This is a genomic window from Kocuria sp. CPCC 205235 (assembly GCF_040980905.1).
Taxonomy (GTDB): domain Bacteria; phylum Actinomycetota; class Actinomycetes; order Actinomycetales; family Micrococcaceae; genus Kocuria; species Kocuria carniphila.
Genome location: NZ_JAVKPR010000001.1, coordinates 236,681 through 251,784, shown reverse-complemented (window position 1 = coordinate 251,784; position 15,104 = coordinate 236,681). Strand labels below are relative to the sequence as shown.

General features: G+C 64.2%; 13 protein-coding genes. 8 read left to right on the top strand and 5 right to left on the bottom strand.

The window, feature by feature from the left end:
* Positions 1–109: 109 nt before the first annotated feature.
* The 5 genes from fbaA (at position 110) to ald (ending at position 6,316) form a co-directional block, all read left to right on the top strand.
* Positions 110–1,132 (top strand): class II fructose-bisphosphate aldolase, encoded by a 1,023-nt coding sequence (gene fbaA, locus RF638_RS01180; protein WP_016995989.1) that lies wholly within the window; start codon positions 110–112, stop codon positions 1,130–1,132.
* Positions 1,133–1,259: 127 nt separating this feature from the next.
* Positions 1,260–2,654 carry an amidohydrolase gene (locus RF638_RS01175; protein ID WP_368841249.1) on the top strand — a complete coding sequence of 465 codons (1,395 nt, stop codon included), beginning with the start codon at positions 1,260–1,262 and terminating at the stop codon, positions 2,652–2,654.
* 63 nt (positions 2,655–2,717) lie between these two features.
* The gene (locus tag RF638_RS01170) at positions 2,718–4,352 is read left to right on the top strand and encodes an AbgT family transporter (protein WP_368841248.1); all 1,635 of its coding nucleotides are present in this window, start codon (positions 2,718–2,720) and stop codon (positions 4,350–4,352) included.
* 91 nt (positions 4,353–4,443) lie between these two features.
* Entirely contained in the window at positions 4,444–4,866 is a 423-nt protein-coding gene (locus tag RF638_RS01165) for a DUF3151 domain-containing protein (RefSeq protein ID WP_368841247.1), read from the top strand.
* Positions 4,867–5,227: 361 nt separating this feature from the next.
* Positions 5,228–6,316, top strand: coding sequence for an alanine dehydrogenase (gene ald, locus RF638_RS01160; protein ID WP_095798791.1), 1,089 nt, complete (start codon positions 5,228–5,230; stop codon positions 6,314–6,316).
* 104 nt (positions 6,317–6,420) lie between these two features.
* Here ald and RF638_RS01155 read toward each other — a convergent pair whose 3' ends face one another.
* Positions 6,421–7,830 carry an amino acid permease gene (locus RF638_RS01155; RefSeq protein ID WP_095798792.1) on the bottom strand — a complete coding sequence of 470 codons (1,410 nt, stop codon included), beginning with the start codon at positions 7,828–7,830 and terminating at the stop codon, positions 6,421–6,423.
* Positions 7,831–8,081: 251 nt separating this feature from the next.
* On the opposite strand from RF638_RS01155, the gene RF638_RS01150 reads away from it, so the two are divergent.
* Positions 8,082–9,371 (top strand): adenylosuccinate synthase, encoded by a 1,290-nt coding sequence (locus RF638_RS01150; protein ID WP_259915436.1) that lies wholly within the window; start codon positions 8,082–8,084, stop codon positions 9,369–9,371.
* 123 nt (positions 9,372–9,494) lie between these two features.
* Here RF638_RS01150 and RF638_RS01145 read toward each other — a convergent pair whose 3' ends face one another.
* The gene (locus RF638_RS01145; RefSeq protein ID WP_095798794.1) at positions 9,495–9,758 is read right to left on the bottom strand and encodes a hypothetical protein; all 264 of its coding nucleotides are present in this window, start codon (positions 9,756–9,758) and stop codon (positions 9,495–9,497) included.
* 489 nt (positions 9,759–10,247) lie between these two features.
* On the opposite strand from RF638_RS01145, the gene RF638_RS01140 reads away from it, so the two are divergent.
* Positions 10,248–11,675: an amino acid permease gene (locus tag RF638_RS01140; RefSeq protein WP_095796614.1), complete on the top strand. Its 1,428-nt coding sequence runs from the start codon at positions 10,248–10,250 to the stop codon at positions 11,673–11,675.
* Here the strand turns inward: RF638_RS01140 and RF638_RS01135 are convergent.
* Entirely contained in the window at positions 11,672–12,004 is a 333-nt protein-coding gene (locus RF638_RS01135; protein WP_095796170.1) for a DUF202 domain-containing protein, read from the bottom strand. The genes RF638_RS01140 and RF638_RS01135 overlap by 4 nt on opposite strands.
* Before the next feature lie 3 nt (positions 12,005–12,007).
* Entirely contained in the window at positions 12,008–12,400 is a 393-nt protein-coding gene (locus RF638_RS01130; RefSeq protein ID WP_095796171.1) for a YidH family protein, read from the bottom strand.
* Positions 12,401–12,722: 322 nt separating this feature from the next.
* Between RF638_RS01130 and RF638_RS01125 the strand changes: the two genes are divergently transcribed.
* Positions 12,723–13,013, top strand: coding sequence for a hypothetical protein (locus RF638_RS01125; RefSeq protein WP_368841246.1), 291 nt, complete (start codon positions 12,723–12,725; stop codon positions 13,011–13,013).
* Positions 13,014–13,073: 60 nt separating this feature from the next.
* On the opposite strand, the gene RF638_RS01120 is transcribed toward RF638_RS01125, so the two are convergent.
* Complete coding sequence (locus RF638_RS01120; RefSeq protein WP_368841245.1) at positions 13,074–15,062, bottom strand: M13 family metallopeptidase; 1,989 nt, start codon at positions 15,060–15,062, stop codon at positions 13,074–13,076.
* Between the last annotated feature and the right edge of the window lie 42 nt (positions 15,063–15,104).

Here is a 15,104-nt window from a genome sequence, read left to right as displayed (position 1 = left end):
GTCCCAGTGACTCCCACGAAAGTGTGAATCGCCCGTCCACTAGACTTGAGAACAGGCCCACAGGCCACGGCTCAACCGTGCATCGGGAATCCAGTAGAAGGAGCACTTCATGCCCATCGCAACCCCTGACGTTTACGCCGAGATGATCGACCGGGCCAAGGAAAAGGGCTTTGCCTACCCGGCCATCAACGTGACCTCTTCCCAGACCTTGAACGCCGCAATCCGTGGCTTCGCCGAGGCGGGTTCGGACGGCATCATTCAGGCCTCCACCGGCGGTGCCGCCTACTGGTCCGGTTCCTCGGTCAAGGACATGGTGACCGGTTCGCTGGCCATGGCCGCGTTCGCCCGCGAGGTGGCCAAGAACTACGACGTCAACATTGCTCTGCACACCGACCACTGCCCCCAGGACAAGCTGGAAGGCTTTGTGCTGCCGCTGTTGGCAGAGTCCGAGAAGGCTGTGGCTCGCGGCGAGGACCCCATTTTCCAGTCGCACATGTGGGACGGTTCCGCGATCGAGCTGGATGAGAACCTCAAGATCGCTCAGGAGCTGTTGGAGCGCACCAATAAGGCCAAGATCATTCTCGAGGTCGAGATCGGTGCCGTGGGTGGCGAGGAAGACGGCGTGGTCGGCGAGATCAACGACACCCTCTACACCACCGTCGAGGACGGCATGAAGACCATCGAGGCGCTGGGCGCCGGCGAAAAGGGCCGCTACATCACCGCTCTGACCTTCGGTAACGTCCACGGCGTGTACAAGCCCGGCAACGTGAGCCTGCGTCCGGAACTGCTCAAGCAGATCCAGGACGAGGTGGGCGCCAAGATCGGCAAGGATCGCCCCTTCGACCTGGTCTTCCATGGAGGTTCCGGCTCCAGCGCCCAGGAGATCGCGGACGCGGTCTCCTACGGCGTGATCAAGATGAACGTTGACACGGACACCCAGTACGCGTTCACCCGCCCCGTCGCAGGCTTCATGTTCGACAACTACGACGGCGTCCTGAAGATCGACGGCGAGGTCGGCAACAAGAAGAAGTATGACCCCCGCGTGTGGGGCGCCGAGGCCGAGACCGGCATGGCCACCCGCGTGGTCGAGGCCTGCCAGAACCTCGGTTCCGCAGGTACCTCCATCAAGTAAGTTCTGTTTCAGCACACCGGTGCCCCGCGCGTTCTCGCGCGGGGCACCGCGTCGTTTAAGGCCGACGACGCCGCCGCGCCGCCTCATTGCCGCCGGTGATCCGAATCACTTGTTACGCTCCCTAAGCATGGGAATGAGCCACGCAGCCAACGAGACTCCTGACCGCAACCCCCGTGATCTGACGGTCAGTCCGGAACCGTCACGCGCGTACATGGAGCAGCTCGAACGGGACACCGAGCGACGCAAGAACGAGCTGGAACATCACCTGGCCGACCACGCGGGTGCTGCGGACGAACTGCACGAGCGCCTCGAATCCCTGGTCGACGATCAAGCCACCGACTTGCACCGCGTACTGCACGAACTGCACGAAAACCCCGAGACGGCGTTCCAGGAACACTTTGCCGTGCAGCAGATTCTCGCCCATCTCAAGGCCCACGACATTCCCGCGGAGAACCCCGCCTTCGGGCTGGACACCGCCATCCACGCGGAGATCGCCTCCGAAGACTTTGATCCGCAAAGCCACCGCACCATCGCGATCATGTCCGAGTACGACGCACTGCCCGGCATCGGCCACGGCTGCGGTCACAACGTGATTGCCGTGACCGGACTGGGCGCGTTCGTCGCACTCGTCGAGCTCATCCGCGACAACCCTTCCGCGTTTTCCGGTCGCGTGGTCTACCTGGGCACCCCCGCGGAAGAGGGCGAGGGCGGCAAGGAGATCATGGCCCGGGCCGGCGCCTTGGAAGGCATCGACGCGGCCGCCATGGTGCACTCCTACGTCACGGATCTCGTGGACCAGGTCTGGCTCGGACGCCGCCAGTGCACCGTGCACTACCGCGGCCGGGCGGCCCACGCCTCGTCGCACCCTTTCATGGGACGCAACGCGCTCGACGCCGCCGTGCTCGCCTACCAGGGGCTGGGGCTGTTGCGACAGCAGACCCCGCCGACCGATCGCATCCACGCCGTGCTGCCCGAGGGTGGGGAACGGCCGAACATCATCACCGAAACCGCCACGCTGCAGCTGTACGTGCGCTCGCAGCGACCGGAGACGCTCAAGGCACTTTCGGAACGCGTCACCGAGATCCTGCAGGGCGCAGCGTTGATGGCCGGGGTGGGTGTGGAGGTCGACTGGGATTCCTCGCCGGCCACCCTGCCCGTGCTGGGCAACGCGCCGCTGTCCGATCGCTGGGTCCTGGCCCAGCGGCGTCGTGGGCGCGATCCGTTCCCGGCAGGCACGGTGTCCGAGGTGCTGGCGGCCTCCACCGATTTCGGCAACGTCAGCTACCGCATCCCGGGCATCCACCCGTTGATCAGCATCACGGACCAGGACATGGGCCTGCACACCCGGGATTTCGCGGCCGCGGCGGCCACCCCACTCGCGGAGAGCGCCGGGGTCGACGGCGCGTACGGTCTGGCCGCGGTGGCCCTCGACTACCTGGTCGATGACGCTCTCGCCCAGCACGTCACCGAAGATTTCGAGGCCAACGGCGGCGGAATCGCCGTGGAGAACTACTTCGACTGAGCCGACCCCGGCCGGTCACCACCAGGAAAAGATCCATCGATCACTGACCATCATGGAGTGCACATGAACGCCACCGCGACCAAGACATCGAATCTGGGGGACAGGCTTCTCACGGGCATCGAGCGGGTCGGCAACAAGTTGCCCGAGCCGTTCGCCCTGTTCACGATCCTCTTCCTGATCACCGCGATCGTGTCCACGGCCATGGCCTGGGGCGACGTGATCGTCACGGTCCCGGGAACCGATGAGCCCCTGGCCATCAAGGGCCTGTTCACCGGCGAGGGCATCGCGTGGTTCACCTCCACACTGGGTGACAACTACATCGGCTTCCCGCCGTTGGTCACCGTGGCGACCATCTTGTTGGCCATCGGTATCGCTGAAAAGTCAGGCTTCCTGGCGGCCGCGATCCGCTACACGATCGGCAGTGCGCCCCGCTGGCTGCTGCCCTACACCGTGGGCTTCGTGGGCGTGGTCGGCTCCATCATGGCGGACTCCGCGTTCGTGGTCATCCCACCGCTGGCCGCGCTCGCTTTCAAGGCTGCCGGGCGCCATCCAGTGGCCGGCCTGTTGGGTGGTTTCGCTGCTGCGGGGGCCGGGTATTCGACCAATATCTTCCCGACGTCGCTCGACGCCCTGTTCGCGGGCATCACCAACGCCGTGATCCCCACCGTCCCCGCGCTCGCGGAGAACGCGACCGAGGTCAACCCGATCTCCAATTACTACTTCAACATCGTCTCGGCGCTCGTACTCTCCGTGATTGCCGGTTGGGTGATCGACAAGATCGTGGAGCCGCGCGTGGAACGCGCCAAGGTTTCTCGTGAAGAGGTCAACCCGGAGACCGGTCAGATCATGACCGATACCCGGTCCATGCGGATCGTGGGCGACGAGCAGACCGTGACCGAGTCCCAGGAGCCCAAGACCGAAGCCGAACTGTCTCCTCGTGAGAAGAAGGCACTGATCTGGGCGTGCGTGACATTCGTGCTCATCGCCGTGGTGCTGACCGTGTTCGCGCTGCTCCCCAACTCGCCGTGGCGCAATGAGGAGGGCAACTTCCTCCCGGCTTCCCCGCTGCTGGCCTCCATCGTGTTCATCATCTTCGTGTTCTTCTCCGTGAGCGGCTACGTCTACGGCCGCATTGCGGGCTCCATCCGGGGCTTCAAAGATGTTCCGGTCATGATGGGCGAGGCGCTCAAGGACATGACCTCGTTCCTGGTGCTGGCGTTCATCCTGGGTCAGTTCATCGCACTGTTCAACTGGTCCGGAATCGGCTCCTGGATCGCCGTGACCGGTGCCACCGGGCTGCAGAACGTGGGTGTGACCGGGTTCCCCGTGATCATCGGCTTCATCATCCTCTGTTCGCTGCTGAACCTGTTCATCATTTCCGGGTCGTCCATGTGGACCCTGATGGCCGCAGTGTTCGTGCCGATGTTCGGCATTCTGGGTTTCGAACCCGCCTTCATCCAGGCAGCCTTCCGCGTGGGTGACTCCGCCACCCAGGTGATGACCCCGCTCAACCCGTACATGGTGGTGCTGTTGGCCATGCTCCGTAAGTACGAACCTGAGGCAGGCTTGGGCACGGTCATGGCCCGCATGATCCCGTTCGTGGTGCCCTTCTGGGTCGCGTGGACGGTCATCCTCATGGTCTTCTACTTCTTCAACCTGCCGCTGGGTCCGGGCGTGGGGATCATGATCGAGCAGTAAGTCACGCCGGGCGCGAAAGGCCGCGAGCGGCGTCGTCGAGCCTGCGTAGAGTGGGCAACAGACCCCATGATCTACGTGGAAAGGAACCACCGTGGCACTCGTTGGCAAGAACCTCCTGGACGGACCGGAGCCCACCTACCTGGAGGAGAACCCCCAGCTGACCGCGCGCTTCGACGCCGGGGACGAGGCCGAAGATCTCGCCGCTGCGTTCCCCAAGGAGCAGCTGCCGTGGGCCATCCTCGCGGAGGAGGCGCTCGCGGACGGCCGCACCCTGGAGGGCTACGCGTACGCTCGCGTGGGTTACCACCGCGGCCTGGATTCGCTGCGTGGTCACGGCTGGAAGGGCCACGGTCCGGTGCCGTATTCCCACGAACCGAACCGCGGATTCCTGCGCGCACTGGCTGCACTGGGTAAAGCTGCCGCGCAGATCGGTGAGATGGACGAGGCCGCCCGCATCGAGAAGTTCCTGGATGACTCCGATCCGGAGGCCGCGGGGCAGATCGCGCAGCGCTGACGCCGGTGGAATGACCGGGTGAACAATCGAGGCAGAGATCAGCACCAGGATCTCTGCCTCGAGCATCTGTGGTAGAGGAACGTAGCGTTATCGCACTTGAAGCGGCGATGCTCTGCCCAGAATGTTCGGGCCGCGAACCTATGCCTGAAATGTGCCACTCCGATGGTTCCCTCGTGACCTCCCACTCCAAAAGGTGAAGTGCGAGTGTCCCTCCCCCCGACCGCTGGCGGCATCGAGCCCGCCTGTGTCGCGCATCACTGCCGAGCGTGCACAATGGAGGGACACCCCGGGGTTCGATGCAGAGCCATGAGCGCAACCTGCCAGGCTCGCGCGCCCCATCTACGGCAGGAGCGTGGCAGTCATGCGGATTTCGGTTCCCCGCGAAGTCAAACCCGAAGAGGCTCGAGTCGGGCTCACCCCGGCCGTGGTCACGGCGCTGACGGGTCGAGGCCATGAGGTGCTCGTGGAGCGCGGGGCCGGCGAGGGGTCGGGTTTCGACGACGCCGCCTACGAGACCGCCGGGGCCCGCATGGTCAGTGTTGACGACGCCTGGAATAACGCCGACATGGTGGTCAAGGTCAAGGAGCCGATTGCCCAGGAGTACGGCTACCTCCGCGAAGACCTCACACTGTTCACGTACTTGCACCTGGCGGCCAGTCGGGATCTGACCGAGGCACTGCTCACCAGCGGCACCACGGGTATCGCGTACGAGACGGTCCGCGTGGGGCGCACTTTGCCGCTGCTGCGACCCATGTCCGAAATCGCCGGGCGGCTGTCGATCGGCGCGGCAACCCGCTACATGCTGCACCACGAGGGTGGCCCCGGAATTCTCATGGGCCGCGTCCCTGGTGTGGTTCCGCCGGTGGTGTTGGTCATCGGCGGTGGCACCGTGGGTGAGCACGCGGCACGTGCGGCCGTAGGGCTCGGCGCGGACGTCACCGTGCTGGATGCCAGTGGTGACCGCATCCGCGAGCTGGATCTCATGCTGCCGGGCGCCCGCATTCTCATGAGCGATCCCCACCGGATCGAGGAAGAACTGCCCAAGGCGGACGTGGTGGTGGGTGCCGTACTGATCCCCGGCGCAGCGGCTCCCAAGCTGGTGCGGCGAGAGCACCTGAAACTCCTCAAGCCGCACGCACTTCTCGTGGATGTGGCCGTTGACCAGGGTGGTTGCTTCGAAACAACTCGCCCCACGAGCTACGACGACGCCACATATTACGTTGACGGCATACGTCACTACTGCGTGGCGAACATGCCCGGAGCGGTCCCGGTCACCGCCACCCAGGCGCTGACCAACGCCACCATGCCGTACGTGCTCAAGCTGGCCGGGGGCATCGAACAAGCGCTGGTAAGTGATCCGGGACTGGCCGAGGGGCTGTCCACGTTCCAGGGTGTGTTGCGCTCCCCGGGGGTCGCGGCCACGTTCCCGGATCTGCCGGCGGAGGTCTAGTCGGCAGCGTTGGTTCCTCGAGATCCGGCCGCAGTCAGTAAGGATCGCGGCCGGATTTTGAAAGCCGAATCCGGAGCGACTGAGCCGTCCGGGTGGCAGAAGCGTTAGGTGCGCGGAGCGGCGTCGTCGGCGGAGACCGAACCCGCCCGAGGCTTGATGAAGACCTTGCAGGCCAGGGCGATCAGGCACACCAGGATGAAGGTGGCGATCAGCTGGAACCGGACCACGGAATCGAGCAGGCCCAGGATGATGATCGCGGCCAGCAAGGCCAGAGCGAAGTAGGACAGCCACGGGAAGAGCCACATCTTCAGCGGTGATTCCACGCCGGCGCGGTCCGCGCGCTTACGCAGGATGATCTGGGAGATCAACGCCAGGCCCCAGACCACCAGGCACGTGGAGCCGATCACGTTGAGCATGATGTTCAGGATGGTTTCGGGCCACAGGTAGTTCAGCACCACCGCGATGAAGCCGAACAGCACCGAGATCACCACGGCGGCACGGGGGACTCCTCGTGAAGAAGTGCCCGCGAGGGCGTTGGGCGCGGAACCGCGTCGTGCCAGCGAGTAGAGCATGCGCGAGCTGCCATAGACGTTGGCGTTGAGCGCGGACAGCAACGCCAGGATGATCACGATGTTCATGAGAACGTCCGCGCCGGGGATGCCCGCCACGTTCAACACGGCCACAAACGGGCTGGAGGAAAGTTCGGTGTTGTTCCACGGCAGCACCAGGACCATGACGGTCACGGCACCCACGTAGAAAACCAGGATGCGGATCAGAATGGTGCGAATCGCCGCGGCCACGTTGCGCTGGGGGTCTTCGGTCTCGGCTGCCGCGATGGTGACCAGCTCGGTGCCTCCGAAGGCGAAGATCACCACGAGGAGCGCCGCCGCGACACCCGTGATGCCGTTTGGCATGAACCCGCCGTGTTCGGTGAGGTTACTCAGGCCGGGGGAGGGTGCGGGAAGCACACCGATCAGCAGGAGAACGCCCACCGCCAGGAACGCGACCACCGCGGCGACCTTGAGGAGCGCGAACCAGAACTCGGTTTCGCCCAGGGTGCCCACGCGCACCAGGTTGATGGCGGTGAAAACGGCCATGAAGATCAGTGCCCAGACCCACTGGGGCAGAGACGGCCACATCTCGGTGACCAGTTGCGCGGCCGCCGTGGCTTCGGCCGCGACGACCACCACGATCTGTGCCCACCACAACCAGCCGAGTGCGCGGCCCACGGTGGGTCCCATCGCCTTACCGGCATAGGTCGAGAACGCACCCGATGAAGGATCTGCTGCGGCCATCTCACCCAGTGCACGCATGACCAGCACGAGCAGCAGACACGCCACCAGGTAGGAGATCAGCACGGCGGGGCCGGCGGTCTGGATGGCGGCACCCGTTCCCACGAACAAGCCGGTGCCGATCGCCGAGCCCAGGGCCATCATCACCAGGTGGCGCGGCTTGAGATAGCTGCTCTGCGCCTTTTGGGCGTTCTGGGTGTTGCTGTGGGGAGTGTGCTCCACCGGTCCGTCGTGAAAAGTACTGCTCCCCGTTCCCTGGACTGGCGCGGAGGGAGCGGAGGTGGGACGCGAATTCGACGGACTCATAGCCATCAACGTTACCCCCGTTCCGGGCCCGTCCAGGCACCGTGAAAGGTCACGAGGCTGTGGTTGTCGTCGCACCCCGTTAGAATCGGGAGGTACGTGCTCGTGGTGCGTACACCTCAACTGTTGTCGTGCCAAATGGGTTCGCGCCCGGGCAGGAGAATTCTGCAATGCCAGCAATCGTGATCGTCGGAGCCCAATGGGGCGACGAGGGTAAAGGCAAGGCCACGGACCTCCTGGGTGGTCGAGTGGACTACGTGGTCAAGCCCAACGGCGGTAACAACGCCGGGCACACCGTAGTGGTGGGCGGCGAGAAGTTCGAGCTCAAGCTCCTTCCCGCGGGCATCCTCAGCCCCAACGCAACCTCGGTGATCGGCAACGGTGTGGTCATCAACCCGCAGGCCCTGTTCGAGGAGATCGACGGTCTCGAAGCCCGCGGAGCAGACACCTCCCACCTGCGCATCTCTGCCAACGCGCACCTGGTGGCTCCGTACCACCAGACCCTCGACCAGGTCACCGAACGGTTCCTGGGCAAGCGGGCCATCGGCACCACCGGCCGCGGTATCGGACCCACCTACATGGACAAGGTGGGTCGCCTGGGCATCCGCGTTCAGGACGTGCTGGACGAGTCGATCCTGCGCCAGAAGATCGAGGGCGCGCTGCGCCAGAAGAACGAGCTGCTGGTCAAGCTGTACAACCGCCGCGCGTTCGAGGTGGACGAGATCGTGGAGTACTTCATGGGCTTCGCGGACCGCCTGGCACCCATGATTGTGGACTCCACGCGTCTGCTCAACGAAGCCCTTGATCGTGACGAAGTGGTGCTCATGGAAGGCGGCCAGGCCACGTTCCTGGATGTGGACCACGGCACCTACCCGTTCGTGACCTCGTCCAACCCCACCGCAGGCGGCGCGTCCGTTGGTTCGGGTGTGGGCCCCACGCGTATCACACGCGTGATCGGCATCCAAAAGGCGTACACCACCCGCGTGGGGGCCGGCCCGTTCCCCACCGAGCTCTTCGACGACATGGGCGAGCAGCTGCGCAAGACCGGCGGCGAATTCGGCGTGAACACCGGCCGCCCGCGCCGCACCGGCTGGTACGACGCCGTCATGGCCCGCCAGGCCTCGCGCATCAACGGCTTCACGGACCTCTTCATCACCAAGCTGGACGTGCTCACCGGCCTGGACGAGATCCCGGTGTGCGTCGCCTACGACGTGGACGGTCAGCGCTTCGACGAAATGCCCATGACCCAGTCCGACTTCCACCACGCCAAGCCCATTTACGAGAACTTCCCGGGCTGGAAGGAAAACATCACCGGCGCCCGCAGCATGGAAGACCTCCCGGCCAACGCCCGCGCGTACATCAAGGCGCTCGAGGGTATATCCGGTTGCCGGATCTCCGCGATCGGTGTGGGCCCCGACCGCGAGGACACCATTGTGGTGCGGGATCTGATCGAGGGCTGACCTCCCGGTCGAACTTACTGACACGCCGACGCCGCTCCAAGCCTTGGAGCGGCGTCGGCGTGTTTTTCTAAGGTGTTTGACCCCGAGGCAGCTGCATTTCTTGGAGTCCTGACTCACATTAATTTAGTGATCACTTGCTGTGGGTTCATCGGGTCGAAGATCATTCGGATCAAGCGGTTCCCGGACCCCGAAAGCGTCGACAAAGAATTCCTCGCCCGTGTCAGGGTCGGTTTCGATGTGAGGCCACCCCTCGTAGCTCGGCCATCCTGTTTCCTCTCGCAGCGCGTCCACGGCCTGAAGAACAACTACGACGATGAGAACGGCCAGAATAATCCAAATGATTGGGTTTTTGAGGATGACTGCCGCAATCACGAACACGATCATCATCAGACATCTTGACCGAAGATTTGAAACGGTCGCTGGTTTCAGCTTGAACAAGGCCCTTCGTTTCACTGAGGGCACCTCGTTGTGCGGTCTCGGGTGACTGGTGCGAAAAGAGGCGGATCGAACATCACAGCCGCGCCCCCCCAACTTCAAATCCACGTGAGTGAACGTCAGCGTACGCTCCTACGGGCGGGCCTCGGAATACCGAGACACGATCCGTTATCCCCCAAAATAGGGACCTACCGGTCTGGTGAGGCACGATGCCGGGCCGGAAAGCGGCAGAAATTCCCTGCTGGAGGGGAGGGTCCCGTGTTGGCGGAGGGTGTCCGCTAGGCTCGCTCATTATCATTATCGTTCAGCTCCAGCCCCCGTGGAGCCCCCCGGAACGTGTAACGCCAATAGAGAGGCACGTCCGTGTCCAAGGAAACCGCTCCCGCTGTGAGCACTGAAGCCGAGGGTCAGGGGCTGCGCCGCAGCCTGGAAACCCGGCACATGACCATGATCGCGATGGGTGGCGCGATCGGTACGGGCCTGTTCGTGGCCTCCGGTAATTCGATCGCCACCGCTGGGCCTGGTGGCGCATTAGTCGCGTACATCGCGATCGGGCTCATGGTGTACCTGTTGATGCAGTCATTGGGTGAGATGTCTGCATGGCGGCCCACGTCCGGCTCCTTCGGTGATCACGCCGCCAACTACGTCTCGCCGTCCTTCGGGTTTGCGATTGGTTGGAATTACTGGTTCAACTGGGCTATCACCCTGGCCGCGGAACTCGTGGCCGCCGCGCTGGTGATGCGCTATTGGTTCCCGGACGTGCCGTCCTGGATTTGGTCGGCGTTGTTCCTGCTCACGGTGTTCTCCCTGAATGCGCTGTCCACGCGCGCCTATGGCGAGGGCGAGTTCTGGCTGGCTGCCATCAAGGTGGCCGCGGTGGTCGTCTTCCTGGGACTGGGCGTTCTGATGATCTCCGGAATCATGGGCGGGGAGCCGTCCGGGTTCGACAACTGGACTACGGGTGAGGCGCCGTTCGTCGGAGGACCCATCACCATTCTGGCGATCTTCATGGTCGCGGGCTTCTCCTTCCAAGGCACCGAGCTGGTCGGTGTGGCCGCCGGTGAGGCCAAGGATCCCGAACGCACGGTGCCCAAAGCCATCCGCACCGTGTTTTTCCGCATCCTGCTGTTCTACGTAGGCGCGATCACCGTGATCGGCTTCCTGCTTCCCTACACACACCCGAATCTGCTCGCCTCGGACATCGAGGACATCGCGATCTCGCCCTTCACTTTGGTGCTTGAGAATGCTGGTGTCGCCTTCGCGTCCTCGATCATGAACGCGGTGATCCTCACGGCCATCCTGTCCGCGGGCAACTCCGGCTTGTATGCCTCGACACGTATGTTGTGGTCGCTGGCCATGGACGGCAAGGCCCCCAAGTTCCTGCGCAAGCTCAACAAGCGCGGCATCCCCATGCGAGCGCTGCTGGCAACCTCCGCCTTCGGGTTGCTCGCCTTCGGTACTACCTGGTTCGGCGACGGTGCCGTGTACACCTGGTTGATCAACGCGTCCGCGCTGGCTGGCTTCATCGTGTGGGCCGGTATCGCCTGGACGCACTACAAGTTCCGTCAGGCGTTCAAGGCGCAGGGTCGTTCGGTCAAGGAGCTGCCGTTCCGCGCCAAGTTCTTCCCCGCGGGGCCGATCATCGCGCTGGCCATGTGCTTGCTGGTGATCGTGGGCCAGAGCTACGAGGCGTTCATCAACGACACCGTGACCCCTCTGTCCTTGCTTACCTCGTACATCGGGCTGCCACTGTTCCTGGCGTTCTGGTTCGGTCACAAGTTCGCCACCAAGTCCCACGCCGTGGATCCGGCTCAGGCTGACCTGTCACGGAATCCCCAGATCGTGGATCGCCGCAGCGACCTGGTCTAGAACACCACCACGGTGACCAGGCCCAGGACCCCCAGGGCCACCACGGCCGTCGAGGTCACCACCACGGCTACCGCGTCCGGCTCCACGTGCTCGTTGCTGATCCCCACGGAGCCGCGGCGGTACCGTGCCTGCTGAGTAGTGTAAATGCCGATTGCGGTACATGCTGCCAAACCGAAAAGCGCCAGCACGAACGGGCCGTGGGTGGGCAGCCACCGCAGGAATATGGCGGCAGCAGTGCACAGGGCCAGCATGGTGCGACCCCAGGACAGCACCGTGCGTTCAGGCTGCAGCCCCGGGTCTTCGTGGAAACGTTGCGCGGTGCGTGGCATGGCTCAGCGGGTCAGGACGACAACGACCAGCACGCCGGAGGCAATGGCCCCGCCCACGGCCACCAGCGGCGCAATGATCGGCAGCGGCAGAGGCGCCTTGTGGCGCATGGAGCGCTCCACGCCCAGCCAACGGAAGGTGGCGCCCGCGCTCAACAGCATGCCCAGGAGCAGCAGCACCGTGGCCAGGAATTTGCGGATGGCTAGGTCGAAGATATCGCCCGTGAACGCCTCGATGGCGATGCCACCGGCCAGGAACGCCAATGACGTACGGATCCACGCGAGGAACGTCCGTTCATTGGCCAGGGTGAACCGGGGGTCGGGCTCGCTACCGCCCTTCAGCACGCGTTCGCTGAACGAACTACGACGCCGCTCGGCCGGGTCTTCTGCGGAACTCACCTGGTCTCCTTCGATGGGATTTCTACGATATTTGTCGCAGGTTACTAAGGAAGCTTCCCGGGCGACACACACTGTCTCGGTGCAGCTGAGGCCACTAAATCCGTGGGCGTGGTTGCTCAGTGAGACAGGATGGCACCAACTGCACGCTACGACCTCGCGGAGGCACCTTATGAGTTCCACCCATTCTTCGGGCAACAATCCCACGAACTACCGGGACTCCACTCAGGAGTATGCACCGAACGGAGGCGCACAGGGCGGGAATCCGTCAGTGCCCGCCAACCAAGTCTCCCCGTACGGTTAGCCTCCCGGCCGTTGGGAGTATGTGCCGGTCAGCACTCGGGACGCGCAGCAGCAGGACCAAGCAGCCAGGAGTTCCGAGGCATCTCTGGTGCTGGGCATTTTGGGTGTGGTGATACTTCCCATCCTCGCGCCGTTCGCCCTGTGGCAGGCCTACAAGTCCGAGAAGCTCGGTGGCCGTGCAACCGCCGGTAAGGTCCTCGGCTGGGTGGGTGTTGCCCTGCTGATCCTGGGCATTCTGTGGGCAATCCTTTTCTTCGCGTTCTTCGGAGTGATGATGAGCGAATTCGAGACAGCCACGAGCACCACCATCTGACCTGATCACCCTCAACGGGATCGCCCCTTTCCGGGGCGATCCCGCCAGGACCTCAACACATCACCAAATCGCGACGCGCTCCTCCTGCGGAAGCCACATCTGGTCCGATTCCTGCACGTCGAAGGCCTCGTAGAAGGCGTCCACGTTGCGCGGGGTCTGGGCGGCGCGGAACTCTGCGGGGGAGTGCGGGTCCGTGGCAATGCGCGTCTTGAGCGCCTCGTCGCGGGACTTCTCCTGCCACACGTAGGCCCAAGACACGAACAGGCGCTGCGCCGGGGTGAACCCATCAATGGGCTCGGTATCCGGGGCGGCCTTCTTGTCCTGCGCGGTTCGCCAGGCCTTGTACGCGATGGACAGCCCGCCCAGATCGCCGATGTTCTCGCCCAGGGTCAGTTCGCCGTTGAGCTTGGGGGCGTTCTCGGAACCGTCGAACTGAGCCGGGGACAGCGCCGCGTACTGGTCCACCAGGCGCGCGGTGCGGGACTCGAAAGCCTCGCGGTCGGCGTCGGTCCACCAGTTGCGCAGCTTGCCGTCGCCGTCGCATGTGGAGCCCTTGTCGTCGAAGCCGTGGCCGATCTCGTGACCGATCACCGCGCCGATACCCCCGTAATTGACGGCATCGTCCGCGTCCTGGCTGAAGAACGGCGGCTGCAGAATGGCGGCGGGGAACACGATCTCGTTACGCAGCGGGTGGTAGTAGGCGTTCACGGTCTGCGGGGTCATGAGCCACTCGTGCTTTTCCACGGGCTGGCCTGCCTTGCGGGCGATCTCGTCCACCGCGAACTGCGAGGTGCGGACCACGTTGCCCACCAGATCCTCGCCGTCCATGTACAGCGCCGAGTAATCCTTCCACTTCTCCGGGTACCCGATCTTGGGCGTGAACCCCGAAAGCTTCTTGAGCGCCTCCGCCCGGGTGTCCGCGGTCATCCAGTCGAGTGTTTCAATGGAATCTCGGTATGCAGCCAGGAGATTGTCCACCAGCTCATCCATGCGGGCCTTGGCAACGGGCGGGAAGTACTCCTGCACGTACAGCTCACCCACGGCCTCGCCGAGTGCGCCGTTGACCAGAGCCACGCCGCGTTTCCAGCGGTCCTTGAGCTGCGGGGTTCCGGACAGCACCGTTCCGTAGAACGCGAAGTTCTCGTTCACGAACGCTTCCGGCAGGTACGACGCCCGTGCGGAGACCACGTGCCAGCGGGCCCAGGACTTCCACGCGGGAAGCAGTTCGTCCGTGATCAGCTCATCCAAGCCGGTGAAGAAGCTGGGCTGCGCGTTGACCACGGTGGCCAACTGATCCTCGGTCAGCCCCACGCCCAACAGTACGGAGTACCAGTCCAGGCGGGACACCTGCCCCGCGAGTTCGGTGAAGGTCATGGGGTTGTACATCTTGGTCAGGTCCCGAACGGTGACCTTGTCCCAGTGGTGGAACGCGATGCGCGTCTCAAGGTCCATCACGGCCTGAGCCTGTTCAACTGCATCGTCGAAGCCAGCGAGTGAGAGCATCTTCTCCACGTGGGCCACGTACTTCTCGCGGATCTCCTGGTACTGGTCCTCGCGGTAGTACTCCTCGTCCGGCAGACCCAGTCCCGACTGACCCACGAACACCATGTTGCGCTGGGGATCACCGGGATCGGAGTCCAGATCGATGTCCAGGGCGCCGCCGATGCCCCGGCGCAGGGCTGTGCCAAACCAGCGGGAGAGGGATTTGATGGAATCCACGGCCTCGACCGCGTTCAAGTCCTCGCGCAGGGGTTCCGTTCCGAGCGCCTCAATGCGCTCGGTGTCCATGAAGGAGGCGTAGAGCAAGGCGATCTTCTGCTCGGAACTCTGCCCCGCGGCGGCGTCGTCAGCGTCCGGCTTGGCCTGCGTGATGATGTTCCGCACGGCCTCCTCGGCCTGATCGCGCAGCTCGATGAACGCGCCCGTGGTGGCCTTGTCATCAGGGATGGTGGCGTTGGCCAGCCAGGTCCCGTTCACGAATCGGAACAAATCGTCCTGGGGACGCACGGAGCGGTCGAATGCTTGCAGATCAAACACGGAAGTGGTCATGCAACCACGCTACTGAACCGCGGTGACGCGCACTACAGAGCC

Bases quoted from the DNA above. Each gene is read 5' to 3' on its own strand.
- RF638_RS01120 (WP_368841245.1), bottom strand. From the start codon at position 15,062: ATGACCACTTCCGTGTTTGATCTGCAAGCATTCGACCGCTCCGTGCGT.
- ald (WP_095798791.1), top strand. From the start codon at position 5,228: ATGCGGATTTCGGTTCCCCGCGAAGTCAAACCCGAAGAGGCTCGAGTC.
- RF638_RS01145 (WP_095798794.1), bottom strand. From the start codon at position 9,758: ATGATGATCGTGTTCGTGATTGCGGCAGTCATCCTCAAAAACCCAATC.
- fbaA (WP_016995989.1), top strand. From the start codon at position 110: ATGCCCATCGCAACCCCTGACGTTTACGCCGAGATGATCGACCGGGCC.
- RF638_RS01175 (WP_368841249.1), top strand. From the start codon at position 1,260: ATGGGAATGAGCCACGCAGCCAACGAGACTCCTGACCGCAACCCCCGT.
- RF638_RS01170 (WP_368841248.1), top strand. From the start codon at position 2,718: ATGAACGCCACCGCGACCAAGACATCGAATCTGGGGGACAGGCTTCTC.
- RF638_RS01140 (WP_095796614.1), top strand. From the start codon at position 10,248: ATGACCATGATCGCGATGGGTGGCGCGATCGGTACGGGCCTGTTCGTG.
- RF638_RS01135 (WP_095796170.1), bottom strand. From the start codon at position 12,004: ATGCCACGCACCGCGCAACGTTTCCACGAAGACCCGGGGCTGCAGCCT.
- RF638_RS01150 (WP_259915436.1), top strand. From the start codon at position 8,082: ATGCCAGCAATCGTGATCGTCGGAGCCCAATGGGGCGACGAGGGTAAA.